Below are 24,308 nucleotides of genomic sequence, written 5' to 3' on the forward strand. Positions count from 1 at the left end.
GATTTCAAAGCCAGGCCCGTAGTTCCCATAGGAGGGGGAAGAAGTGCAAACGCGTCCGCCCCCGGAGATAAGGTGCCCCAGACGAGCCGCCGGTACCGGATTTCGTCCCGATTTGGCGCTCGACCATCTGTACGTGTCGCATCCGCCACAGGGCGGTCGTCTCGTCGTGGGTGAGGAGATCCTCGGCCAGGTCCCACAGATCGTCATGCGATCCCCGGTCGCGGGCCACGGCCAGCAGGGAGTCCATGATCTCCTCGTCGGAGACCGGCAGGCCACGCTGGGAGAGGGCGGTGAGATAAGCATCCCACAGCGTGGGCTCGGCGAGCCGACGCCGCAACCTGGCGATTTCCGCGTCGCCCGCGCCCCGCAGCCTACCGAGGTAGGAGGGGTCCTTGGCCCCCGACAGGAACTCGAGCTCCCGGAACTGCACCGACTGGAAGCCGCTCGCGGGGGCGAGCACCGACCGGAACTCCAGGAAGTCCTGCGGCGTCATGGTCTCCATCACCTGGACCTGGTCGACCAGGACCTTCTCGACCGCGTGCACCCGGCGGAACAGGTGCCTCGCCCGCCACAGGGCGCCCTCGGTCATCGCGTCCCTGATCCGCTCCAGCTCGTGCAGCAGGAGCTTGAACCACAGCTCGTAGACCTGGTGGACGGTGATGAACAGCAGTTCGTCGCTGGCCCCGGACCGCTGCTCCTGCTGGGCGAGCAGCTCGGGCAGCCGGAGGTAGCCGCCGTAGGACAGGCGCCCGCCCTCCTCGCCGAAGCTGCGCGGAGGGGGCAGCACGTCCCCGGACCCGGCCCGGCCGTACGGCGTCGCAGGCATGCGCCACTCCTCCACGATGGGCGCGTCCCTTTTTCCGATCCCCATTGACCGAAAGCCCGGCACCACCGCACCCGATATCACCCCATGACATCACAGACGTCAACTCGGCGCGCACCGGACCTAGCTGGAGGTCCGTGCCCGGCCGGGGCGGCGGGAGACGGCCACCCCCACCAGGCACAGGGCCCCGCCGGCCAGCGTGAGCGGGCCGGGAACCTCGTCGAGCAGCAGCCACGACATGAGCACCACCAGGGCGGGCACGAGGTAGGTGGTCGCGCCCATCCGGCCGGCCGTCGTGCGGGCAAGTGCGAACGCCCAGGTGGTGAAGGCGACGGCGGTCGGGCCGACGCCGAGATAGAGCATGTTCAGCGTCGCCGGCAGCGGGGCGCGCGCCGCCTCGGAGACGAGGACCCCCGCGAAGGGCAGGCACGCCGCCGCCCCGATCAGGCAGCCGAACGTGGTCACCTGCAGCGCCCCCGCGTGCCGGAGCGCCGGCTTCTGGACGACCACCCCGCCCGCGTACGCCGCCGCGGCCAGCAGGCACAGCACCACGCCGAGCAGGGAGGAACGGCCGCCGCCGGACATGGAGAGCCCGACGACCGCCGCGCCGGCGAACGACACCGCCATGCCCACGAGCAGCGGGCGCGGCAGACCCTCGCCGAGCAGTCTGCCGCCGAGGAGCGCGATGAGGATCGGCCCGATGTTGACCAGCAGCGCCGCCGTGCCCGCGTCCACCTCACGCTCGCCCCAGTTCAGCAGGACCATGTAGCCGCCGAACCAGAGGATTCCCGAGCAGACGATCCCCGGCCAGGCGGCACGGGCCGGCCACCCCGGCCGGCGGACCAGCGTGATCACGCCCAGCACGAGGGCCCCGGCGAGGAGCCGTCCCAGGGCCAGGGCTCCGGGAGAGTAGGCCTCTCCGGCGCTGCGGATGGAGACGAAGGCCGAAGCCCACAACAGGACCGTGACCCCCGCGGCCGCGAGGGCGGCGCGAGCCGCGGGACGGTGGAGCTCTTGGCCGCGGTCGACGCGCGTTTCGGTTCTCACCCGGCCAACGTTAGGACCAGGACGTTTCGCCCGATATCGAATTATCCGCGAGCTGATCGATAGCTCCACGAACCAGACGACAGCTCCCGAAACGGATAGCGGTCCCGGAAGCTGGACGGCGGTCCGGGAAGCTGGACGGTGGCCCCGCGAGCCGGACAGCGGTCCCAGGAGCCGGACGGTGGCCCCGCGTTCCGGACGACTCGGCGTTCTGGACGGCTCGGCGTTCCGGACAGCTCGGCGTTCCGCCCAGTCGCGTCGCCGCAGGCTCTGTCGCCACGGACTCTTCGGTCGCGACCGCAACGTGGGTGCCGCATCCTGGGGCCATGCCGTCTCCGCCGTCCACGCCGTCCATGCCGTCCACGCCGTCTTCCGGGCGGGTCACCTCCGGTCTGGCCGCGCTCGCCGCGCTCCTCGCCGACGAGACGCGGGCGCGGTTCTGCCTGGCATTGCTCGACGGCCGGGCCTGGACGGCGGGCGAGCTGGCCCGGCACGCCGGAGTGGCCCCCTCCACCGCCAGCGCGCACATCGACCGGCTCGTCGAGGGCGGGCTGCTCACCGCGGAACGGCAGGGCCGGCACCGCTACGTACGGCTGGCGGACGCCCAGGTGGCCCACCTGATCGAGGACCTCGCGGCGCAGGCCGCACCCGAGCACGGGCGGCCGGACCAGCCGCGTACTTTGCGGGCCGCGAGCGCGGCCGGGGCGCTGGCGCGCGGCCGCACCTGCTACGACCACCTGGCGGGCCGGCTCGGCATCACAGTCACGGAGGCGATGACCGAACGCGGGTTGCTGCGCCAGGACACCGGCTTCGCGCTCACGGACGCCGGTCTGCGCTGGTTCGCCGACCTGGGAGCGCCCCTCGCCCCGTCGGGCCGGCGCCCGCTGGCGCGCGGGTGCCTCGACTGGACCGAGCGCAGGCCGCACCTGGCGGGGCTCGCCGGAGCAGCGCTGTGCCGCCACGCGCTGGAGACGGGGTGGTGCGTGCGGATCGGCTCGACCCGCGCCGTCCAGGTCACCCCCGAAGGCGAACGCGCGCTGGCGGAGCTGCTCGGCCTCCCGGCGACTGCTCTGCGCTGACCGGGGGCTGACAGGGGTAGGCGCTGACAGGGGGAGGCGCCGACCGGGGCGGGCGGAACGCCGGGAGCCGGCCGGTCAGGGAATGGTGCGTTCCGAAGGGATGGAGCCGTCCTTGAAGGCGTCGAGCATGCCGGGCAGGTCCTGTGTCTCCAGCAGTTCCGCCCGGCACGGCGCGCAGTCGTCGAGGTGCCGCTCGAACTCCTCGGCCTCGTCGTCGTCCAGCACTCCCAGGGCGTACGCTGCCACGTCGAAGTGCGGCGACGACGCGGACATCAGCTGGCCACCCCCCTCTCCTTCAGGGCCGTACGAAGTGCGCGCAGGGCGTAAAAGAGCCTCGACTTCACGGTACCCGGTGGGATGCCCAGAACTTCGGCCGCTTGGCTTACTGTCCGGTCGCGTAAGTATGTCTCTTCGATAACTTCCCGGTGCTGGGCGGACAGGTTCCGCAGCGCGTCCGCGACCACGATGGCCGCCAGCGTGCGGTCCGCGCCGTCCGGCACGGCAAGGCTGTCCTCCTCGGGAGCCTCCACCTCCCTGGGCCGGACGCCGCGCCGGCGGCGTCCGTCGATCACGATGCGGCGGGCGACGGTGAGGAGCCACGCCCACAGCAAGTGGGGCTCCCATGTCAGCTTCGCCGAGTTGCGCCAGGCACGCACCAGCGTCTCCTGGACGACATCCTCAGCCCATTGCAGGTCGTTGCCGGTCGTCTTGCGCACCTGACGCAGCAGCGGACCGCCGAACTCGCGGTAAAGCTCCCTGATCAGGAGTTCCTCTCGATCGGGGTCGTCGTAGTCATTGGAGTCCAGACGCACGAACCGGCTGTCGAGTTGTCGACGCACGGCCACATATTTGCACCAGCGTTAGTTGTTCGTACACCACATCCGTAACTCCAGTTATTTCTGACTACGTCCTGAACCTCCCCCGGCGACGCCGCGTACCTCCGACCGAAGGTCACGAAAGGAGGCACGATGCGGTTCCGTTTCGGGGAACTCCTGGTGCTCGGCGTCTTCCTCTTCGCGGCGGCCGTCACGGTGATCGTGGTCGTCCCCAGGAGCGCGTCGTCAGCCCAGGCGGGCTGGACGCAGACCCCCTACGGCCCGCTGGGCCCGGCCGACCGCGACCTGCTGGTCAGGGTGCGCTGGGCGGGGCTCTGGGAGATCCCCGCCGGGCGCTGGGCCCAGGACCGGGCCGGTAGCGAGAAGGTCAAGGACGTCGGCAGGCACCTCGTGGAGGACCACACCAAACTCGACGCGCAGGTCAGGGAGCTCGCCGCCAAGCTCGGCGTCCCGCTGCCGGACCAGCCGAACCCGGACCAGCGGGGGTGGCTGGACGAGATGGCCGCCGCGCGCGGCCCCGAGTTCGACCGCGTCTTCGCGGACCGGCTGCGCAACGCCCACGGCAAGGTGTTCACCTTCGTCTCCGCTGTCCGCGCGGGCACCCGCAACAGCCTGGTCCGCGACTTCGCCGGGCAGGCCGTCGACGTCGTGATGAAGCACATGACCCTGCTCGAAGGCACGGGACTCGTCGACTACTCCACCCTTCCCACCCCCACCGTCTAGAAGGTGCATCCATGCGAAAACGGCTCATTCTCGCCATGGCGGGCGTGCTGCTCGGAGGCTCGCTGAGCCCGCTGAACCCGCTGATCGGTGGGGTCCGGCCCGCCCTCGCCGACCACTGCGATCCGTCCGTCCAGGGCGCGGGGTGCGAGGACGTCGGCCCGGCTCTGGAGGACTTCGCCGACATCCGGCGGGTGCCGCCGGGCGACGGCGGCGTACGCGCCGGGCGCGGCTCGTTCACCTCCCGCTGCGGACGCAACGAGAACGGCCACCGCAACTCCGACAACCACATCGTCGCGCCCGGGGTGTCGAACGGCGCGCACCACGTCCACGACTACGTCGGCAACCTCACGACCAACGGGTCCTCCACCGACGAGAGCCTCGCCGCGGGCGGCACGACCTGCCGGCTCGGCGACAGGTCCACGTACTTCTGGCCGGTGCTGCGCAGCCGGCAGGGCCTCGGCGCCCAGCCGTCCGCCTCTCCCTCCCCCTCCCCCTCCGCCGACGCCTCCCCCGCCGACGTCCAGGACGCGACGGCAGAAGACGTGACAGCCGAGAACCCGGCGGCACAGGACGTGACAGCGGAGGACACGACGGCGGAGGACGCGACGGCGCGGCACGCGGAGGAGCCGGGCGGCGCGGCCGAGGGCAACGTCGGCACGATCCTCCTCGCCCGGTCGGTCACGCTGCAGTTCCGCGGCAACCCGGTCAGCAGGGTCGTGGCGATGCCCCGGTTCCTCCGGCTCATCACCGGGGACGCGAAGGCGGCCACCAACGGCGGCGCCAACGCCCGCGCGCAGTGGACCTGCAGCGGCTTCACGAACCGGCTGACCGGAAAGTATCCGCTCTGTCCCCGGGGCAGCCTGGTGCTGCGCGTGCTCGACTTCCCCAGTTGCTGGGACGGCCAGAACACCGACAGCGCCAACCACCGGACGCACGTCGTCTTCCCCGCCCGGAACGGCGCGTGCCCGGCGGGCACCCGGGCGATCCCGCAACTGCGCATGACCCTGGCCTACTCGGTGCCGGGCGGGCCGTCGTTCGCGGTGGACAGCTTCCCGGAGCAGCGGCACAACCCGATCACCGACCACGCCGACTTCGAGAACGTGATGCCCGACCGGCTGATGCGGTCGGTGGTCACCTGCATCAACCGCGGCCTGCGCTGCTGAGCCGCGCCCCGATCGTGCCGTTCCCCGCCCGGTCCTCACGCAGGCCACCCCCACCCGAGGGCCCCACCCAAGTGGGCGGGGAACGGCGCCTCCACACCCCCCAGGCAGTACGACGGAGGAAATCAGTGCCCAACAGAGGGGCTTCCCGGCACACCCGGCCGAATCCCGGCCTCGACCTCGAACGGCGCGGCGTACGCGTGAGCCTCGGCGTCGTGGTCGCCGTGATCATCACCGGCGGGCTGGCCGCCACCCGGACGTCCGGCGGCTCGGCGTTCCTGGCCGAGGCCCAGTCGTTCCTCACGTTCTACGCCGGCGTCTTTGCGCTGGTCGGCCTCACCACCACGGTCGCCCTGGGCCTGGCGGCGACCGACCGCGTGATCCTGCCCATCGCGCAGCGGGTGCGCGTGCAGCTCGTCCACCGGGCCATGGCCCTGCTCGGCATCGGCTTCCTCATCGTGCACATCGGCATGAAGATCGCTGCCGGGCTGGTGCCGCCGTACGGGTCGGTGGTGCCGTCCACCAACGTGTACGTCTCGCTGGGGGTCGTGGCCTCCGACCTGTTCATCGTGATCGTCGCGACCGGCGTCATGCGGGGCAGGTTCGCCCAGGCGGAACGGCCCTGGCTGTGGCGAGGGCTGCACGACCTGGCTTACCTCGCGTGGCCGGTGGCGATCCTGCACGGCCTGACCGCCGGCCGGGCCGCCGCGCCGTGGGTCACCTTCAGCTACGTGGCCTGCCTGGCGGCGGTCGGCGCCGCCCTGCTGATCCGCCTCGCGGCCGCCACCCGGCCGGCCCGGCAGGCCGCGACCGACGAATGGAGCGCCGCCCCCGCCGCCGTCACCACTACCGGCACCGGGCGCCGTACGGTCCGCGAGGAGGACGGCAGGCGCCCCGGCGAGCGAACCGCGCGGCCGGTCAGGCCGCAGGCACGGCCCGAGGTGGCCGTCCTCGCCCGCACCGGCACCGATCCCGCCGCCCCCGACGTCCCCCGCTACATCCTGCGGGACGTCTCAGGCGGTCTCCCGGACGACGTTCTGAACGACGTCCTCAGTGATGCTCCGCCCACCCCCCAGGAACCCCGCCTCCGGAGGATCGTGTGATTCCCTACCGCGTCTCCAACGTCCGGCGGCTCGGCCCGTCCCGGCTGACCGCCGGGCTCGACGAGCATCGCAGGCTCGACCTCAACGCCCATCACAAGTACCACGACCGGCTGCCGGGCCAGACGGTCGACGCGCTCATCTCGATGGCCGAGGAGGTGGACCTGCGGGGCCGGGGCGGGGCCGCGTTCCCGTTCGCGCGCAAGCTGCGCGCCGTGTCCGCCCGTGACGGCGAGACCGTCGTGCTGGTGAACGCCGCCGAGGGCGAGCCCGCGAGCCTGAAGGACAAGACCCTGCTCACCCGGGCGCCGCACCTGGTGTTGGAGGGCGCCCTGCTCGCGGCCAGCGCGCTCGGCTCCCGCGAGGTGGTGGTCGCGGTCGGCGCGGGCGAGCTGGCCGAGGCCTCGGTCACCGCCGCCGTGGCCGAGCGCGGCCTGACCGGGCTCGTACGCGTCGTGGCGATCGAGGAGCGGTTCATCTCCGGCGAGGGCGGCGCGCTCGTCCGCGCCGTCAACGGCGAGATGGGGCTGCCGCCGGGCCGCAAGGTCCGCTCCAGCGACAGCGGCGTGTACGGCCTGCCGACCCTGCTGTCGAACACCGAGACCTTCGCCCAGCTCGCCGTGCTGGCCGAGCTGGGCCCGGAGGAGTACGCCGCGGTGGGCACCGTGCAGGAGCCGGGGACCATCCTGCTGACGGTCGGCGGCTCGGTGGGCGCCCCCGCGGTGGTCGAGGCCCCTCCGGGGGTGCCGCTGGCCGACGTGCTGGCCCTGTGCGAAGCGAAGATCGGTGACGGCCTGCTGCTCGGCGGATACCACGGCACCTGGATGTCCGCCGAGGCGGCGTACGGCACGGTCCTGTCGCGGCGCGGCGCGAAGGAGGCGGGCGGCGAACTGGGCGCGGGCATCGTGGTCGTGCTGGGCGAGGACACCTGCCCGCTCGGCGAGACCGCGCGGGTGGCGGGCTACCTCGCCGCGCAGTCGGCCGGGCAGTGCGGCCCGTGCCGTCTCGGCCTGCCCGACCTCGCGCGGGCCTTCCGGCAGCTCCAGGACGGCGACCCGGACGGCCCCGAGGCGGTCCGCCGGGCGGCCGCCGCCGTGAAGGGCCGGGGCGCCTGCTTCCACCCGGACGGCTCGGCCAGGTTCGTGCTGTCGGCCCTGGACGCGTTCGCCGACGACGTGGAGGAGCACCGCTTCCACGGCGGCTGCGGACGGGAGACGAAGGGCGTGCTCCCCCTGCCCGTGGAGGAGGCGCGGGACGTCCGGCTCATGGTCGACTGGACCCGCTGCCAGGGCCACGGCCTGTGCGCGCATCTCGTGCCGGAACTGGTCAAGCTGGACCACCACGGCTTTCCGGTGTTCATGGACACCGGCGTCCCCTCGTGGCTGCTCGGCGACGCGCAGAAGGCGGTGGAGATGTGCCCCGCGCTGGCCCTGCGGATCGGCGCGAAGTGAGACCCGACACGAGGGACGAAGTGATGACACTGTAACCAACCGGACCGGATCAGCACGCGTCTCACGAGGTAGATCACCACCTCGGGAGTACGACCATGATCGACAGACGGAGCTTCCTTCGCGTCTCGGCCCTCGCCGGGACCGCCGCCTTCTCCGGCGCCTTCTCGGGCACGGCGTTCGCCGCCGCCGGTCCCCGTCCCGCCGACTGGTCCGCGCTCGGCCGGGGGCTGGACGGCAAGCTGATCCGGCCGGGCGACGCGTCGTACGACAACGCGCGCCACGTGTTCAACGCGGCCTTCGACTCCGTACGGCCGGCCGGGGTGGCGTACTGCGCGACGGCGGCCGACGTGTCGGAGTGCCTGGCGTTCGCGCGGCGGTTCGGCGTGCCGGTGACCTCCCGGTCGGGCGGCCACAGCTACGCGGGCTGGTCCACGGGCGCCGGGCTGGTCGTCGACGTGTCGCGGATGAGCGGCGTGTCGTACGCGGGCGGTCACGCCACGGTCGGCGCCGGCGCGCGGCTCGTGGACGTGTACGCGAAGCTGGCCGCGCACGGGGTGAGCATCCCGGCGGGCTCCTGCCCGACCGTCGGCGTGGCGGGTCTCACGCTGGGCGGCGGCATCGGGGTGGTGTCGCGGCAGTACGGCCTGACCTGCGACGTGCTGGAGTCCCTGAAGATCGTCACAGCCGACGGGAAGACGCTGACCTGCTCCCCCACGTCGCACCCGGACCTCTACTGGGCCTCGCGCGGAGGCGGCGGCGGCAACTTCGGCGTCGCGACGTCGTTCACGTTCCGCACGCACGCCACCCGTCAGGTGACGCTGTTCTTCCTGCACTGGCCCTGGTCGAAGGCGGCCGCCGTGCTCAAGGCGTGGCAGGCGTGGGCGCCGTCCGCGCCCGACGCGCTGTGGTCCAACTGCCACCTGAACCACGACCCGTCCCCGGACGTGATGGTCGGCGGCCTCTACCTCGGCGGCAAGGCGGCGTGCGAGAACCTGCTGCAGAAGCTCGTCGACCGGGTCGGCTCCGGGCCCAAGACCCGTTATGTCGCGGTCTCCGCGTACGACCACGCGATGATGGTGGAGGCGGGCTGCTCGTCGCTGACGGTGGCGCAGTGCCACCGTCCTGGCACGCTCCCCGGCCAGAACCCGAGTGGAAGGCTCGTCCGCGACTCGTTCACCGCGAAGTCGCACTTCGCCTACACGCCGCTGTCGTCCGCCGGGATCAAGGCGCTGCTGGCCCAGGTCGCCGCGCCGGGACGGCACTCGGTGCTGCTCGACGCGCTCGGCGGCGCCGTCGCCCGGGTCCGCCCGGACGCGACCGCCTTCCCGCACCGCAAGGCGCTGTTCAGCGTGCAGTACTACGCCCACAAGTCCGGCGCCGCCGCCTGGACCCGCGCCGCCCACGCCGCCATGCGGCCGCACCTCGGCGACCACGCGTACCTCAACTACGCCGACCCGGAGCTGACCAACTGGCGGCAGCAGTACTACGGTGCGAACGCCGCGCGCCTCGCCGAGGTCAAGGCGGCCTACGACCCCGGCCGCCTCTTCCGCCTCCCCCAGGGCATCTGACGACGGGCTACGGAGTGCGGAAGGGCTCGATGCCGGCGGTCACGAACGTGGCCAGGGCGCGTACGTCCTCGTCGAGCATGTCGGGCGGGTGGTGGGCGAACCGCTGCGACGCCTGCCCGGCCGCCATGCCGAGCACCGTGGTGGTGACGATGCGTTCGAGCCGCTCGACGTGGTCGCCGCCGACGCCCGCCTGACGGAGCAGGTCGTGGATGTGCGCGCGGACCTCGCGCGCGGCCGCGGAGGCCGCCGGCCGGCTCAGCAGCAGGGTGAACGCCTCCGGGTGCCGGGACGCCACCGCCCGCGCACGGCCGGCCGTCCGGACGAGCGCGTCCAGCCAGGCGTCACGTCCGGCGGCCGGACCCGGCGCCGGCACGTCCTGCACGATCTCAGCCATCAGCAGTTCGACGATGCCGTCGAGCAGATCGGCCTTGTTGGCGACGTGCCGGTAGAGCGCCATCGGTGTCACCGCCAGTCGTCTGGCGACCGCGTGCATGCTCACGGCCGCGACGCCGTCGGCGTCGGCCACGTCGAGCGCGGCACCCAGGATCGCCGCCCGGTCGATCGTCTTCGGGCGTGGCACCGGGCACCTCCCCTCACTTGAATGTATACGACATATACTTACCCTGTGCTACCGCATGTCCGCCGCGTGCCGCGGCACACCGCCTGGGTCCTCCCCCTGTCCGTTGTCACGCTCGTCGCGGTCTTCCTGCTGATCATGGCCCACGGCGACGCCGCGTACGCCGTGCGGGTGCTGGCGCACCAGGACTCCGGCATCACCGACGTCGAATGGAAACAGCACACCTCGGTGCACGCGGCCGCCGTGCCCCGGCCGTGGCCGGCGACCGGCGACTGCCCGATCCGCGACGCGCTGCCCACCGAGAAGGCGCAGAGCATCGTCGTCGTACACGACGGCCGGTTGGTGTGCGAGTGGTACGGCAACGGCGGGGCGCCTGATCGCCCTGCCTCCGCGTTCTCGGTGTCCAAGACGGTGATCTCGTTGCTCGTCTCGCGGGCCGTCGCGGACGGCACGATCAGAGGTCTCGGCATGCCTGTCACCCAGGCCGTTCCCGAACTGCGCGCCAGGGATGCCCGGTTCTCCGCCATCACGCTGGGCGATCTCGTCGACATGCGCTCGGGCATCGCCTTCTCCGACGACATCTCGTTCCCCTGGGTCAACCGGGACTATCCGTCGGTCTACTACGCGACCGACCTGGCCGGGACCGTCGTCCGGCGGCCGGAGATCGCGAGCGCGCCGGGACCGTTCACCTACAACGACTACGCGCCCAACCTCGTCGGCCTGGCGTACCGGCGGCTGACCGGGACGTTCCTCACGCGACAGCCGCTGCAGCGCCTGTGGGACGATCTGGGCGCGGAGTATCCCGCCGAATGGTGCGTCGACGACCACGGTTTCCCCTACCACGAGAGCGGTCTCGTGGTGACCGCCCGTGATCTCGCCAGGATCGGCGGGCTCCTGCTCGACGATGGCCGAGTCGCCGGACAGCAGGTGGCGCCCCGAGCGTTCCTGGACCGCAGCCTCGACCCGGGCAATCGTGAACCGGTGACCACTTTCGCCGGCATCGCCGTCGGATACCGCAACGGCTGGTGGATCCTCCCGCGAAGCGACGGCGGAGGGGACCTCGCCGCGATGGGCGCGCACGGTCAGATCATGGTGGTGTCACCGGCCACCCGGACGGTGATCGTCCGCATGGGCGACGACTACCAGACCAACATCCAGATCGCCGCCACACTCCAGAAACTCGCCGACCGGCTGGCGTCCGGCTGATCGTTCCCGGCCTCGACACCCCGGAGGTCGCGCGGAAGGCACGTTCCCGGCGGCTCTTCCGCCACGCGAGGCTCGGCTACAGATCGTCCGGCAGCAGCCGGAACGCCTTGTGCGGAGTCAGAGGGCGCACCGCCCGGAAATCACGCCGGTCCAGCGTGAGCAGGGCGTCGGTCCGGAACTCCGCGGCAAGGACGACGTTGACCGCGTCGGCGAGGTCCAGGTCCAACGAGGCGTAGCGGTGCCGCAGCGCACACGCCGCGTCCAGAACCTCCGTCGAGACTTCCGGAATCTGGAAGCGCAGACGGTGCGCGTTGGAAAGGATGAAGGCGGTGATCTGCGTCCGAGCGGCGGAGCCGAAACGGACCTTGGCCAGGTGGTCGACCTCCGCCAGTACCAGTGGAGAGACGACCACCGTCCCAGCCTCACGGAGAACGGTCTGACAGCCGACGCTGTCAGAGGCGTTTCGATCAGAGGCGGCGATGATGCCGGAGGTGTCGGCGATGACGATCACCTGCCGGTGGCCTCCCTGGCCACCACCGACGTGATCTCGTCGCTGGTGACCGGCTCACCGCTGCCCTCGAAGGTCGGCCAGTCCAACGGCTCGTCCCACACCCGGTTCGCCATCGCAGCCAGATGGATCCCTTCACGGATGATCTCAGCCTCGGGGATGCCACGGCGCTTGGCAGCCTCCTTGATGAGGGCAAGGTCTTCAGGATCGGCGTAGACGTTCGTCCTCTTCATTGACATGTACCAACACTAACACATGTACTGGTACGACCGGCTGGCGCGTCATCGAGCGACCGGGTATCCGCCGTGTCGTCGAGCGCCTGTTCGCGCGAGTCCTCCACCGGGCGGAGTAGTGGGTGTCTGCACCGATCAGTGGCGAAAAGGGCCGCATGCTAATGCGGTGCCGGGACCACAACGGTATGGGGGAACTATGAAGGGCGATTAGGGCGCGGCTCAGATTGTTTGATATCCGACCGATATCGGCCATGAGCTGCTGCTGCATCTGGCGTTTGATTTGACGGAATTGGCAACCCAAGGGCCGTAGACCGTGGTGTAGCCACCGCTACTGTCTTGACAGAAGAGCACGACCCGTGTCTGAGTCACTCCGGTGCCGCTGCACGTCGCCCAGCCGGTGCCGCCGCTGACGCCGATCTGCGCGCTGGTGCTGCAGGTCGGCGCCGCCAGGGCGGGAGCTGTGGGTGACATCAGCGTTGTCGCGGCGGCGATCGCGGTCACTGCCGCGGCCGAAACGCCGAACTTCCTGACACGGCCCATTACTCATCCCCCTCGGAGTCGATGTTTACTTCTTGATGGTAGTCACCACTTTGGGGGATATCCATAGGGAATTTCGTCTAATCCGAGCGAGCGATTTACGGACCGGCCGCAGGGGCCGCACATTGAAGTCCGGAAAAATTTCGCCGGTGCGTGTTAGCGAAGCCCTCCACCGCTTTTCGCGACCGGCGGCGGTTCGCTCAACGCCGCACTCACTCAGGCGGGCCCGACGGCGAGGCGGTCGAGCCATTCGCCGAGCACGTGGCGCTCTCCGTCCGTGAGGGCCGTGGCGTCCGGCAGGGTGGCGCGCAGCGCCATCGCCGCCGCCGCGGGCCCGGGGGTCTCGACGGCGGGGGCGTCGGTGGTGATGGCGGCTATCGCCGCGTCGCGGGCCACCTCGGACAGGCGCATGTCACGCCGTTCCTCCGGCATGGAGAGCAACGTGAAGACGACGCCGGTTCCGGCGGAGTGCACGAGGTCAGCCGCCAGGCGCTCGCCGACCTTCAGCCGGCCCGCGGCGGCGATCGCGCGGATGCGCTCTCCCAGCATGCGGAAGGCGATGACTGAGGCGGGCGACCGACGCCCCGGCTGGGGATCGCCGTACATGAGCGAGAACAGTGCGGGGTTGGCCAGCCCGAAGCCGACGTGCAGGTCCCACCCGGCCCGGAACTCCTCGACCGGATCACCGGCGGGCGGCCGGGCCTTCTTGTCCCGCAGATATGAGGTGAAGCCGAACTCGGCGACCGCGTCGAGCAGGCCCTCCTTGTCGCCGAACAGGCGGTAGATCGTCGGAGCCTGGGTGCCCGCCGCGGCGGCCACCGCCCTGGTCGAGAGTGCGTCGCGGCCACCACTCGCGAGCAGTCCCGCCGCGACCGACACGATGTGCGCCCGCGTCCTGTCGCGGCCGGCCGTCTCGCTTCCGGGATCACTCATGCTTCCAACGATAGCAAGGAGTTGCTATCGATGGTTTTTCAGTGTTAGCGTCCTGGCGATATCGCCGATAACACAGGAGTAAGTCGTGATCATCGTCACCGGAGCGACCGGTCAGCTTGGCCGCCTTGTCGTCGAGCACCTGCTCACCCGGGTCCCCGCCGAACGGATCGGCGTCAGCGTGCGCGAAACCGGGAAAGCCGAAGACCTCGCGGATCGAGGCGTACGCGTCCGGCAGGGCGACTTCGACGACCCCGGGAGCCTGGCGTACGCGTTCGAGGGCGTGGCGCGGGTGCTGATCGTCTCCGGCCCGGCGGACGCCGCCCCGCACCGTACGGCGATCGAGGCCGCCGCGGCCGCGGGCGCCAAGCGAATCGTCTACACCAGCCACATGGGGGCGAACCCGGCCTCTCCCTTCCTCCCGATGCCGGCCCACGCCGAGACGGAGCGGGACCTGAGCGCGTCCGGGGTTCCGTTCACCGCGTTGCGCAACGGCTTCTACGCGGCCACCATCGTCCAGGTCATCGGCCAGGGGCTCCGGGACGGTGAGATCGTCGCACCCGCCGACGGGCCGGTCTCCTGGACGGCCCACGCCGACCTCGCCGAGGCGGCCGCCGTCGCGCTGGCCGAGGAGGGCGGGCTCGACGGGATCACGCCGCCGCTGACCGGCCCCGAGGCGCTCGACCTCACGGACATCGCCGCCATCGCCTCCGAACTGACCGGACGCGAGATCACCCGCGTCACCGTCCCGGACGACGAGTGGATCACCGGCGTGGTGTCGCGCGGCGTCCCCGAGGGACAGGCACGGTTCCTGCTCGGCATGTACGAGGCCAGCCGTCAGGGCGAGTTCGCCGAGGTCTGCCCCGCCCTCGGGGAGGTGCTCGGCCGTAAGCCGACGGCGTTCCGCGACGTGCTCGCCGCCACGCTCACGCCCTGACCGGCTGTCGTATTCGGCCCGTTTCCGCCCGTTCGCTTCGCGTGATCATTAGATTACGTCGGACCGAGCGTTTCCAGGGAGTGCGGACATGGGCAGGCGCAAGTACCGGGACGAACGTCGCCACTACAAGTACATCGAGGCCGTGGTGCTCGACCGCGTTCTCGACGAGAACACGCAGTCGGTGCTGCGGATGCTGCCCGGGAAGCCGATGGTGACCGCGACCTCGTTCTCCGCGTCCGTGGATTGGGAGGACTACACGCGGGAGATGGAGCAGTTCGTCGAGCGGACCTTCGACGCCTGGCTCTTCTTCGAGAACGTCGGTCCCCGCTCGGTCACCTTCCGGATCCCCGGCACGGCGCTGTCCGCGGAGACGGTCGCGCCTTACGCGCACGGGAACATACTCGAAGGCCTGAGCGTGGAGACGAGCGACGACGACCTGCTCCTTCGGTTGCGCATGTACGCCGAGGACTCCGAGTTGTTCAACCTGCACGAGACCGGCGCGGGATGGCTCAAGGACATCCTCCCGGTCCGTGCGGAACTGATGTCGGGCACCCTCGACGCGCTGGAGCTGGGGCCGGTGGTCGGCACCCACTGGGACGAGATCGAGCGCGACGTGTCCGCCGAGTATGGGCTGTCGAAGGCGTCCCGCACCCTGGCCGCGTACCTCCAGGTCGCCCCGAAGGAGCTGAAGCGCCTGGCGGTCAAGCGGGCGGACGCCCGGCAGACGGAGTTGCCCTCGGGGTGGCTGTCCGCCTGTTCCAGCGCCGAACCGGTGGCCCGGTGGGAGTTCGCCGCCGCCGATCCCCGCAAGTCGTTCCAGATCACCCTGGGCCGGCTGCCGAGCGGCTGCGAGTACGGCGACTGGTACGTGACGGCGACCGAGCCGCGCGGCAGGGATCTGGCCTTTCGCGCCGAAGACGACGCGCGCAAGGGTTATCACGACGAGGCGCTGCGGCTGCAACGGCTCAACGACCCCGGTCGCTGGCGGCAGCTCGACCAGACCGGGTGAGCCGGGCCGGGCCCGGAATGCGCGGACCGCGCCGAGGAAACTTTCACCGGCCGGGACCGCCCACCAGCGCGTCGATCGCACCTGCGCCGCCGCAGCATGGTCAGCGGAAAACGGCGAATCTACGATGACCTCGCGCCCCAAGATCGTGCTCGAAAGCGGGGATCGGATTCCCGCCCTGTCGCTGTTCACCAGGCGCTCATAGGAGGCGCGGATGGCTCAGCACGATGAACCGTACGGACAATCCCGGCGTGGTTCGCTCGCCGGCCGACTGCTGATGTCGGTGGCGCTCGCCGCCACAGGGATCGGCCTCAGCCCGGCGGCGGCCCACGCCGACACCTGGCGGACGGCGACCGGCTCGGCATGGGGCCAGACGCAGTCCTCGGCTTCGGCGGCGGCCCAGGCGAGCGCCCGTAACGCCCTCGCCAGTCTGGCCACCCAACTGGGGGAGGTCTGCACGAACGTGACCTCGTCGGCCACCCTCGTGTACGTCGTACCGAGCGGAGGTGGTTACCAGTTCAACGGAACCGCGACCGGCCTGTGCGCTCCCGCGCCGCCACCGCCTTCGTACACCGTGCCGCGCACCGCGACGGCTCGCGGTGAAGGCAGCACGCCCGGGACGGCGCAGCAGAACGGCGCGGCAGGGGCGCGAGCCGCCATCCTCGCGGCCGGCGGGGACTGCACCGGCTACCAGACGACCGGGGTGACCAACGTGTACACGACTCCTACCGGAAGCTGGTACATCTACGACGTGACCGTGTCCGCTCTCTGCGTGCACTGAGCACCTCTCGGCGATCGCGGGGCGCGATCAGCCGGAGTTGCCGCTCGGCTGCATTAGGCGGCCATCGGGCGTCACCCGTTGTCACGTCAGGCCCTGGAGGGCCGCTGTCTCTGCGAGTCGCCGGCCGCGAGCGGGAGATCGCGCAGCGACAGAGCGCTCGGCGGAGGCAGGGCCCCGTGAGCCGACTCGGCGCGGAACGACTGGAGCAGATACGCCACCAGACGCCGGGACGCGGCATCGTCATGCGGCAGCGCGGTGACCAGACCGCAGTGGGACAACAGAGCGACGACGAGGTCGGAAGGATGAAAATCGGCCCGCAGCGCGCCCACTGCCTGGGCTCTGCGGACCAGGGTCATGAGATCCCGCTCGGTCCGTTCCCGGGCCTGCGCGTGTTCCGCCGCGCTGTCGGGGAAAGCGGCGACGAACGCGGCCGGGAAGCCCTGTTCCTCCCGCTGAAGCTCGCAGACCGTCTCGAACAGCCGCTGGAAGCCCCGCCAGGGGTCGGGGTCGGCCAGCGCCTCGGTGAGCGCTCGGGCGCAGGTCTCCATCTGTTGCGCGAAGGCGGCCCGCACCAGGGATTGCCGGGTCGGAAAACGCCGGTACAGCGTCGCTACGCCGACTCCGGCCCTCCGGGCCACGGTCGCCATGGGCGCGTCGATCCCGCGCTCGGCGAAGACCGCGCGGGCGGCGACGAGGATGCGCCCCCGGTTGCGCCGGGCGTCGGCCCGCAACCCCGGGCCGGCGATCCGAGAGGGTTCCTCCACCAGTGCCTCTCACTTCCGGTCCAAGTGGACGGTGCCGTCCGATTGTGAGCCTACGCTCGGGGCCAGATCCCCCGCACGGCACTGCCGACGAAGGTGAGAACGATGGACGACCGCACGATGAGAGCCGTGCTTTTCGACCGCTTCGGCGGCCCTGAGGTGCTGTACGTGGGCCGGGTGCCGCGCCCCGAACCGGTGCCCGGCGCGGTGCTCGTGCGGGTGCGCGCGTTCAGCGTCAACGGCGGCGAAGTGGCGGCCCGTTCCGGCAGCCTCCGTCTCTTGATCGGACGGAAGTTCCCGCAACGCGTCGGTTTGGATTTCACCGGCGAGGTCGCCGCGCTCGGCGCCGGCGTGACGGGCGTCGCGGTCGGCGACCGGGTGTGGGGCATCGTGGGCCGTACCGGATTCGGCAGCGCCGCCGAGTACGTGGCAGTCCGGGCCGAGCGGCTCGGCCGGGTCCCGGACGGACTGGATCTGGTGGAAGCCGCCGCGCTGCCGGTGGCGACCACGGCCATCACGGCGCTGCGCGACAAGGTCAGGCTGCGCCCCGGCGAACGACTGCTCGTACGCGGCGCCGCCGGCGGCGTCGGCAACGCCGCCGTGCAGCTCGGACGGGCCTATGGCGCCGAGGTGACGGCCCTGGCCCGCGCCACCAATCTCGATTTCGTCCGTACGCTCGGCGCCCACCACGCCATCGACCATCGGACCGTCTCGCCGAGTGAACTGGGGCTGTTCGACGTGGTCCTCGACACCGCCGGCACCGACCTGCGGGCCTTCCGGCGCCTTCTGGCGCCCGGCGGACGCATGGTCACCATTGCCTTCGACCTGACACGGCCCGCCGCCTCCCTCGGCTACATCGCCGCCAGCGCCGTACACGGACGCGGCCGGGTGCGCTTCTTCAGCGGCAACCCCAAACGCGCGCTCTTCGACGACCTCGCCCGCGAGGTGGCGGAGGGAAGACTGCGCCCCGCGGTGGACAGATGCTTCCCGCTGGCGGAGACCGCGGCGGCGCACCGGGCACTGGAGGCGGGCGGGGTGCGGGGCAAGTACGTCGTCAGGGTCGACTGAGGGTGGTTCCCGTGGCGTTCACGAGCCCGTCCAGACGCCCAGGGGACGAACGCCGACGCAGCGCCCCTTCTTCCTCTTCGCGCCTTCGCCGTAGTGGCACGTGCTCGGCGGTGGCCGGGCCCGGTGGTGGTCAATAAGATCCCGTACTGACCTGACCATTCGGGGCATGCCAGCGGGGGCGAACGATGGCGGAATCCGGCACGAACGGCGGCGGGGCGGGGGGCTTACCCGGGGCGTACGAGTCCGGCGCCGGGTGGCCGTCCGGCCCGCGGCACCCCGCCGACCTGCGTACGGGCGATCCCCGCGAGGTGGGGCCGTACCGGCTGGTGCGCAGGCTGGGCGAGGGCGGCATGGGCGTCGTCTACCTGGGCGAGGCGCCGGACGGCGCGCGGGTGGCGGTCAAACTGCTGCACCACACGATCGCCGCCGACCCCGGCTTCCGCCGCCGGTTCCGGCGCGAGGTGGAGGCGGCCAAGCGGGTCGCCCGCTTCTGCACCGCCGCCGTGCTGGACGCGGAGGTGGACGGCGAGACCGTTTATTTGGTCACCGAGTACGTCCCCGGGCCGACTCTCCGGGAGGCCGTCGAACGGGACGGGCCGCTGCGCGGCTCCAGCCTGGACGGGCTCGCGGTCAGCGTCGCGACGGCGCTGCGGGCCGTCCACGCGGCGGGCATCATCCACCGCGACCTGAAGCCGGGCAACGTCCTGCTCTCCCCCGTCGGGCCGAAGGTCATCGACTTCGGCGTGGCCCACGTGACCGACACCGGCACGCACAGCAGTGCGGTCGTCGGCACCCCCGCGTTCATGTCGCCCGAGCAGTTCGACGGCCGCGCGCTCACCCCCGCGTCGGACGTCTTCGCCTGGGCGGGCACGGTCACGTACGCGGGCACCGGCCGGGCGCCGTTCGGCAACGGGCCGCTCCCGGTCGTGCTCAACCAGGTCATCAACGGAGAGCCGAGACTGGACGGCCTGGACGGGCCGCTGCGCCCGCTGGTCGAGCGCGCCCTGGCCAAGGATCCTGCCGTACGGCCGACCGTGCAGGAGATCCTGGACGCCCTCACCGGTTCCCGGGCGGAGCCGGAGGCGTGGGTCACCACCCAGCCGGGCGGGCGGAGGAGCCGTCGCGGGCTGGTGGCCGGGGCCGTGGCCGGGATCGCCGGGCTGGCGGTGATCGCGACGGTGGCCGCCGTACGGCTCACCGGGGACGACCCGCCCTCCCCGGCAACCTCGGCGACGTCCACGCGCTCCGCCGCGGTGGCCGGAGACGACTCCGCACCTCGGACCGGCGCGTCCTCCACCCCGGCCGCGTCACAGGCGCCACAGGCGGACGGCGACGACGACCCCGGCAAGGGAAACCCGCTGCGCGAGCCCGGCGTACGGTTCGCGTACCAGGCGGACCCGGACGCGCGGCGCCAGGCGAACATCTGGAGCGCGCAGGGCAGGAAGGCCGACGCCGCGCTGATGCGCGCCCTGGCGGCGGTGCCGCACCCCGTGAACCTGAACATGCCCGCCGACGAGGCCGGCCGTACGGTCGCGTCCGCCATGCGGGCGGCCACCGCGCGTCACGCCGTCGCGGTGATCGTGACCGACCAGGTGCCGAGGAAGGACTGCTCCCAGTGGGGAGAGGCGGACGAGCGGGCGTACCGCGCCTGGATCGACGTGGTGGCGAAGGCGATCGGCTCGGGCCGGGCGGTGGTCGTGCTGGAGCCGAACAGCCTGACCAGGATTCCGGGATCCGACAGTTGCCCGGCCGGGGGCAGGGCGGCGGCGGCCGAGCGCTACCGCGAGCTCGGCTACGCGGTGAACCGCCTGCGGAGGCTTCCGCACACGGCCGTGTATCTCGACGGCGGCATCGAGGGCTGGCCGGGCATGGCCGACATCGCCGACCGGCTCCTGAAGGCCGGGGTGGGGCGAGCGGACGGCTTCTACCTGAACACCTCGGACTACCAGGAGACCGACCGGCTCCTACGGTACGGGGAGAGCCTGTCCCTGTGCCTGTATTCGAAGACGAAGGACGCCGCGAGCACCTGCTCCGGGGCGGAGCTCGGCGCGGTACCGGCCGGAGCGTCGCTGACCCACTTCGTCCTCGACACCAGCCGGAACGGCAGGGGCGGGTGGAAGCCGCCGAAGGGCAGGTACGCCGACCCGGAGAAGTGGTGCAATCCGCCGGGCCTGGGCGTGGGGCCCCGCCCGACCACCGAGACCGGCGGCGAACTGGCCGACGCGTTCCTGTGGCTCCGCGCCCCCGAGATGTCGAACGGCCAGTGCACCCGCGGCGGCCCGGGCCCCGAGGACCCGGAGTGGCACCAGGTGGACCCGGTCGGCGGCACCTGGTGGCCCGCCCTCGCCCTCGACCGCGCGAAGAACGCCGTGCCCCCGCTGCGCTGACTCACCTTTCGGTGGAGTTGGCCTTGCGGAGCCGGGCCCGGACCGTACGGCGGACCAGCGGACCCATGTCGTCCAGCGCCGCGACCAGGCCGGCGAGCTGCTCCAGGCTGTCGAACGCGCGCTTCGCGCCGTCCTCGTCGACCCCCTCGTAAAGTTCGAGGCCGACGAACGCGGCCGCGGTGGCGCGGGCGAGCCCGGCGACGTCAACGAACTCGGCGATCGGGGTGCCGGTCAGCACCCTTTGAAGCACCTCTTCGACCTCGGCGACCCACATGCCGAGGCCGGCCGCGGTGGCGGGGGCGAGCTTGCCGTCCATCTGGCTGCCCGCGAGCATCTGGGCGAGGACGGCGAGGTTCCCCGCCTCGCGCTCCTCGGCGTGCAGCGAGCGGCCGAGGTCGAGCAGTTCGCGGAGCGAGGTCACGGCCGCGAACCGCTCGCGGTAGACCGTCACCCGCTGCTCCGAGCCGTACCGCAGGGCCGCGGTGAGGAGGTCGTCGACGGTGCCGAAGTGGTAGAAGACCAGCGCCTGGTTGACCCCGGCGGCGGTGGCGACTGCCCGCGCGGAGGCGCCCGCGATGCCCTGCGTACGCAGGGTCTCCAGCGCTCCTTCGAGCAGCCTCGTGCGGGTGTCGCCCATCGTCTCTCCCTCAGCGGCGCACCTCTTCGCGCCGCGGCTTCACCGTAGCGGGTACGCCGTGTTCCCCGACGTCGACGTAGCGCGCCCGGAACGCCCCCCAATAGCCGAACAGCGGGCCGAGCTTCGCGTTGGAGACGGTGACGCCGACGCGGAACAGCCCGGCGTCGTCGTCGTACGACTCCCTGACGACGGCGGTCCCGGTCACGGAGCCGGGGAGGCGGCAGGAGACGAGCCCCTCGTGCAGGCGGAACTCGCCGGACCGGATGACGAGGCCCCCGTGCTCGTCCACCGACATGTCCAGGTCGACCGCCAGGTGCTGGTGCGAGCCGAGATAGTCGACGATGCCGCGCCGCTCGTGGTCGTACACCATCGTGGCGTCGAACCTCCGCCGCCGTCGGGGCAGGTCGAAGGTGCGGACGAAGGTGACGGTCTCGCGTCCGTGGGAGTCGACGTACGGGTAGTTCTCGATGGTGAACGGCACCCGCCGGCCCTTCTCGGGGACCAGGATGTTGCGCCTGGTGCCCAGGGCCAGGAACGGCCGGGTGAACGCGGCATGCCAGATGTGGTCCATCGTTCCGGTGCCGACGCAGGCCCGCCCGCCGGTCACGCTGACGCCGAAGCGGCGGCGTAACTGCGGGTGCAGGCGGGCGAAGTCGGCGCCGAGGGTACGTTCGAAGATCGAGGTCATCGCGTCTCCAGTTCGGGCAGCGGGGCTGTTGCCGCCATTGGTTCGAGCGGGCGGCTGGTTGAGCTGGTTGGGCGGCGCAGGCAGCGCCGGGCCGCGGGGGTTCCGGGCAGCGGCGGCAGGAGGACCGCCAGCGCCGCGACCAGTACGGCGGCCGCCGGTGGGGCCAGCGCTGTGGCCGTGGCGGTGACGAGCACGCGTACGCACACCTCGGCGAGGGCCTGCCACAGGGAGCGCTCGGGCGTCCTTCCTGTCTCCAGCCAGAGCCGGAGCCGGTCGAAGGACCACGCGGTCGCCCAGCCGATGAGCGGCCGGAAGACGAGGTCCACGGCCCGTCCCCAGCCGGGGCGGTAGCCGTACCGGGTGAGGAAGCGGACACCGTCGGGGGTCTGGACGTATCGCCAGTAGCCGGAGCCCGAGCGGATCGGCGACAGCGGGTGCGCCGAGGCGAACCGCAGCGCGGACGTCCTGTCGTCGGCGTCGAGGCGGTCTCCCGCCGTGACGCCGGCACCGGTGATGACAAGCCCCGGCAGCAACCTGATGGCGTACCGGAACCACTGCGGTTCGCCGTCGGCGCGCGGCAGGTAGTCGATCTCGGTGAACCGCAGATCCCAGCGTTGATGCTGGTCAGGGGTCTGCGTCAGCTCCCAGAGAGCATCCATGTCCGCTCGGATCAGGCACTCGACGTACACGAAGCGACCCACAAGCCACCTCCACAGTTTTGAGCAGTCGCTCAAACGTGAGAGTAGGCCGATTTGAGCAATCGCTCAAGTTCCCTGGTCAGGGTGCCTACTGTGAAGGTGGCGGGATCGTCAGCCGTGCCGCCGCACCCAGCTCCGGAGGCGCCTACCCGATCACGTTCGCCGGGGAGTCGAGCCAGACGTGTTGGCCCTCCGGCGTGACGGTCAGGCCGAACCGCTCACGGCCCGGGGAACCGGTGGAGACCCACCACAGGAACGCGGCCTCAAGTTCGTCCCAGAGATCACGCGGCCCCCGTTGGAGAACGGCCACGCGCTTGTACTCAGGCGAGTAGTGCACCTGAGCGTCGGAGTCCTCCGACCACAGCCACAGGTGGAACTCGCCGTTGTCCTCGTCGGCGTGTCGGCCGTTCAGGTCGGGAATCATGCCCGCGACCGCCACATCGGCACCGACCGAGGAGCGCACGATCCGGCGGGGGTCGAGGTAGGTTGACGACTCCCGATAGTCGCCCGCCGCCTCGGGTACGCCACGGCGTTGCAACCGCAGCATCATGAAGGAACAGCCCCGGTAGAACCTCCCCACAGCTGTGCCGTCCCCGGTCACGGTCAACCTGGTCAGGTGACCGGCCTCCCACCGAGGCATCCAGGGGAAAACGATCAGGCCCGCCGGACGCGTCTGCTCGACCCAGGCATGGGGCACCTCATCGACGCCGCAGGTGACGTGGACCCGGTCATAGGGCTTACCGTCCCGCCACCCGGCACTCCCATCTCCCAGGACGAGCCGAGGGAGATGCCCGGCGTTCTTGAGGTTCAAGGTCGCCGCGGCGAGGACGGCCTGATCTATCTCGACACTGGTGATGTTGCCATCACCGAGGCGATGAGCCAGCAGGCCCGCCGTCCAGCCGGTTCCGGTGCCGATCTCCAGGACCTCGTCACCGTCGTAGGGATCGAGCAGGTCCAGGCCCGCCGCGACGATGCTGGGCATGGAGCATGACGAGGTGTAGTCCCCGCTTCCCGCGCTCAGATCGGTCGTCCCGTCGTCAAGCTGGGTGACGATCGCCGTGTTCGAGTAGACGGCGTCCATCCACCCGTCCGGGTCGGCCGTCCGGTCGATCAGATAACCCGGCTCGTCGTCAGGCGAGCACCACGCCCGGTCAGGGATGAAGAGGTGACGCGGCACCGCCCGCATGGCGTCCGCCCATCGCGAGTCGAGGTCCTGGAGCTGTGAGATCAGGTGCGCGTTGTCCGCCACGTCACTTGCTCTGGGGCTTCTCGTGCTGACCGCCTCCGGTGTTTGGGCGGTCGCCGTCCGGCGTCGGCTTCTCGGGTGTGAAGGGCTTGCTCGACGGTTTCTGCCCCTCATGCTTAGGCATGCGGTGAACTCCTTCGTCCAGGGGAACCACGTCATCTGCCTGTTCGGAGCGCTCACTCAAAGCGGTCGCAGAACACCACCCAGCCGTCCCAGTGGCGCTCCTGGACCAGAAGCCGGAACAACGTCGGGCGGGGCATCGCGTCAGTCCTCCTGAGATGAGGGCCAGACAGGGATCACGAGAGCACCGAGCGACGCGCACAG

The 24,308-nt window shown here is 71.4% G+C and carries 25 protein-coding genes; 12 read left to right on the plus strand and 13 right to left on the minus strand.

The annotated features are described in order from the left end of the window. Positions 1–4 precede the first annotated feature (4 nt). A complete protein-coding gene (locus FED44_RS08365) occupies positions 5–826 on the minus strand; it encodes a tryptophan 2,3-dioxygenase (protein ID WP_111699471.1) in 822 nt (273 codons plus the stop codon). A gap of 120 nt (positions 827–946) precedes the next feature. Then, on the minus strand, positions 947–1,870 hold the full coding sequence (locus FED44_RS08370; protein ID WP_138460299.1) for a DMT family transporter: 924 nt from the start codon (positions 1,868–1,870) through the stop codon (positions 947–949). 350 nt (positions 1,871–2,220) lie between these two features. Between FED44_RS08370 and FED44_RS08375 the strand changes: the two genes are divergently transcribed. Then, entirely contained in the window at positions 2,221–2,946 is a 726-nt protein-coding gene (locus tag FED44_RS08375; protein WP_138460593.1) for an ArsR/SmtB family transcription factor, read from the plus strand. A 75-nt stretch (positions 2,947–3,021) separates the two neighbouring features. Here FED44_RS08375 and FED44_RS08380 read toward each other — a convergent pair whose 3' ends face one another. Continuing rightward, complete coding sequence (locus FED44_RS08380) at positions 3,022–3,219, minus strand: zf-HC2 domain-containing protein (RefSeq protein WP_111699420.1); 198 nt, start codon at positions 3,217–3,219, stop codon at positions 3,022–3,024. After that, positions 3,219–3,791 carry a sigma-70 family RNA polymerase sigma factor gene (locus FED44_RS08385; RefSeq protein WP_244301792.1) on the minus strand — a complete coding sequence of 191 codons (573 nt, stop codon included), beginning with the start codon at positions 3,789–3,791 and terminating at the stop codon, positions 3,219–3,221. Before FED44_RS08385 ends, FED44_RS08380 begins: the two co-directional genes overlap by 1 nt. 123 nt (positions 3,792–3,914) lie before the next feature. Between FED44_RS08385 and FED44_RS08390 the strand changes: the two genes are divergently transcribed. The 5 genes from FED44_RS08390 (at position 3,915) to FED44_RS08410 (ending at position 9,784) form a co-directional block, all read left to right on the plus strand. Further along, positions 3,915–4,505, plus strand: coding sequence for a DUF4142 domain-containing protein (locus FED44_RS08390; RefSeq protein WP_111699419.1), 591 nt, complete (start codon positions 3,915–3,917; stop codon positions 4,503–4,505). Positions 4,506–4,516: 11 nt separating this feature from the next. After that, positions 4,517–5,668 (plus strand): DUF1996 domain-containing protein, encoded by a 1,152-nt coding sequence (locus FED44_RS08395; RefSeq protein WP_111699418.1) that lies wholly within the window; start codon positions 4,517–4,519, stop codon positions 5,666–5,668. A gap of 125 nt (positions 5,669–5,793) precedes the next feature. Next, entirely contained in the window at positions 5,794–6,768 is a 975-nt protein-coding gene (locus tag FED44_RS08400; protein WP_138460300.1) for a hypothetical protein, read from the plus strand. Continuing rightward, positions 6,765–8,216 (plus strand): NADH-quinone oxidoreductase subunit NuoF family protein, encoded by a 1,452-nt coding sequence (locus FED44_RS08405; RefSeq protein ID WP_244301793.1) that lies wholly within the window; start codon positions 6,765–6,767, stop codon positions 8,214–8,216. The genes FED44_RS08400 and FED44_RS08405 overlap by 4 nt, the downstream gene beginning before the upstream one ends. A gap of 95 nt (positions 8,217–8,311) precedes the next feature. Further along, entirely contained in the window at positions 8,312–9,784 is a 1,473-nt protein-coding gene (locus FED44_RS08410) for an FAD-binding oxidoreductase (RefSeq protein ID WP_138460301.1), read from the plus strand. A 7-nt stretch (positions 9,785–9,791) separates the two neighbouring features. On the opposite strand, the gene FED44_RS36310 is transcribed toward FED44_RS08410, so the two are convergent. Next, a complete protein-coding gene (locus tag FED44_RS36310; RefSeq protein ID WP_111699415.1) occupies positions 9,792–10,364 on the minus strand; it encodes a TetR/AcrR family transcriptional regulator in 573 nt (190 codons plus the stop codon). Between the two features lie 45 nt (positions 10,365–10,409). Between FED44_RS36310 and FED44_RS08420 the strand changes: the two genes are divergently transcribed. Continuing rightward, positions 10,410–11,567 carry a serine hydrolase domain-containing protein gene (locus tag FED44_RS08420; RefSeq protein WP_167521427.1) on the plus strand — a complete coding sequence of 386 codons (1,158 nt, stop codon included), beginning with the start codon at positions 10,410–10,412 and terminating at the stop codon, positions 11,565–11,567. Between the two features lie 76 nt (positions 11,568–11,643). Here the strand turns inward: FED44_RS08420 and FED44_RS08425 are convergent, their stop codons facing one another. From FED44_RS08425 to FED44_RS08435, 3 genes are all read right to left on the minus strand, one after another. Beyond that, positions 11,644–12,078, minus strand: coding sequence for a PIN domain-containing protein (locus FED44_RS08425; protein ID WP_138460303.1), 435 nt, complete (start codon positions 12,076–12,078; stop codon positions 11,644–11,646). Next, complete coding sequence (locus tag FED44_RS08430) at positions 12,075–12,308, minus strand: ribbon-helix-helix domain-containing protein (RefSeq protein WP_244301794.1); 234 nt, start codon at positions 12,306–12,308, stop codon at positions 12,075–12,077. The genes FED44_RS08425 and FED44_RS08430 overlap by 4 nt, the downstream gene beginning before the upstream one ends. A gap of 753 nt (positions 12,309–13,061) precedes the next feature. Beyond that, positions 13,062–13,778: a TetR/AcrR family transcriptional regulator gene (locus tag FED44_RS08435; protein WP_138460304.1), complete on the minus strand. Its 717-nt coding sequence runs from the start codon at positions 13,776–13,778 to the stop codon at positions 13,062–13,064. An 85-nt stretch (positions 13,779–13,863) separates the two neighbouring features. Between FED44_RS08435 and FED44_RS08440 the strand changes: the two genes are divergently transcribed. The 3 genes from FED44_RS08440 (at position 13,864) to FED44_RS08450 (ending at position 16,499) form a co-directional block, all read left to right on the plus strand. Beyond that, a complete protein-coding gene (locus FED44_RS08440; protein WP_138460305.1) occupies positions 13,864–14,712 on the plus strand; it encodes an NmrA family NAD(P)-binding protein in 849 nt (282 codons plus the stop codon). 88 nt (positions 14,713–14,800) lie between these two features. Next, entirely contained in the window at positions 14,801–15,721 is a 921-nt protein-coding gene (locus FED44_RS08445; RefSeq protein ID WP_138460306.1) for a hypothetical protein, read from the plus strand. Between the two features lie 211 nt (positions 15,722–15,932). After that, entirely contained in the window at positions 15,933–16,499 is a 567-nt protein-coding gene (locus FED44_RS08450) for a hypothetical protein (protein WP_138460307.1), read from the plus strand. A gap of 86 nt (positions 16,500–16,585) precedes the next feature. On the opposite strand, the gene FED44_RS08455 is transcribed toward FED44_RS08450, so the two are convergent. Then, the gene (locus FED44_RS08455) at positions 16,586–17,263 is read right to left on the minus strand and encodes a TetR/AcrR family transcriptional regulator (protein ID WP_138460308.1); all 678 of its coding nucleotides are present in this window, start codon (positions 17,261–17,263) and stop codon (positions 16,586–16,588) included. A gap of 102 nt (positions 17,264–17,365) precedes the next feature. Between FED44_RS08455 and FED44_RS08460 the strand changes: the two genes are divergently transcribed. Together FED44_RS08460 and FED44_RS08465 are read left to right on the plus strand one after the other, a co-directional pair. After that, positions 17,366–18,328 (plus strand): NAD(P)-dependent alcohol dehydrogenase, encoded by a 963-nt coding sequence (locus FED44_RS08460; protein ID WP_138460309.1) that lies wholly within the window; start codon positions 17,366–17,368, stop codon positions 18,326–18,328. Between the two features lie 185 nt (positions 18,329–18,513). Further along, the gene (locus tag FED44_RS08465) at positions 18,514–20,715 is read left to right on the plus strand and encodes a glycoside hydrolase family 6 protein (protein WP_138460310.1); all 2,202 of its coding nucleotides are present in this window, start codon (positions 18,514–18,516) and stop codon (positions 20,713–20,715) included. 1 nt (position 20,716) lies between these two features. On the opposite strand, the gene FED44_RS08470 is transcribed toward FED44_RS08465, so the two are convergent. The 4 genes from FED44_RS08470 to FED44_RS08485 all read right to left on the minus strand — a co-directional run bounded on the left by FED44_RS08470 (position 20,717) and on the right by FED44_RS08485 (position 23,987). Continuing rightward, complete coding sequence (locus FED44_RS08470; protein WP_138460311.1) at positions 20,717–21,352, minus strand: TetR family transcriptional regulator; 636 nt, start codon at positions 21,350–21,352, stop codon at positions 20,717–20,719. Between the two features lie 10 nt (positions 21,353–21,362). Then, on the minus strand, positions 21,363–22,040 hold the full coding sequence (locus FED44_RS08475) for a DUF4166 domain-containing protein (RefSeq protein WP_138460312.1): 678 nt from the start codon (positions 22,038–22,040) through the stop codon (positions 21,363–21,365). Beyond that, positions 22,037–22,741: a hypothetical protein gene (locus FED44_RS08480; protein WP_208758893.1), complete on the minus strand. Its 705-nt coding sequence runs from the start codon at positions 22,739–22,741 to the stop codon at positions 22,037–22,039. The genes FED44_RS08475 and FED44_RS08480 overlap by 4 nt, the downstream gene beginning before the upstream one ends. Positions 22,742–22,883: 142 nt before the next feature. Continuing rightward, a complete protein-coding gene (locus FED44_RS08485; RefSeq protein WP_244301795.1) occupies positions 22,884–23,987 on the minus strand; it encodes a methyltransferase domain-containing protein in 1,104 nt (367 codons plus the stop codon). Positions 23,988–24,308: the final 321 nt, after the last annotated feature.

The sequence above is a fragment of the Microbispora triticiradicis genome (genome assembly GCF_005864065.1).
Taxonomy (GTDB): domain Bacteria; phylum Actinomycetota; class Actinomycetes; order Streptosporangiales; family Streptosporangiaceae; genus Microbispora; species Microbispora triticiradicis.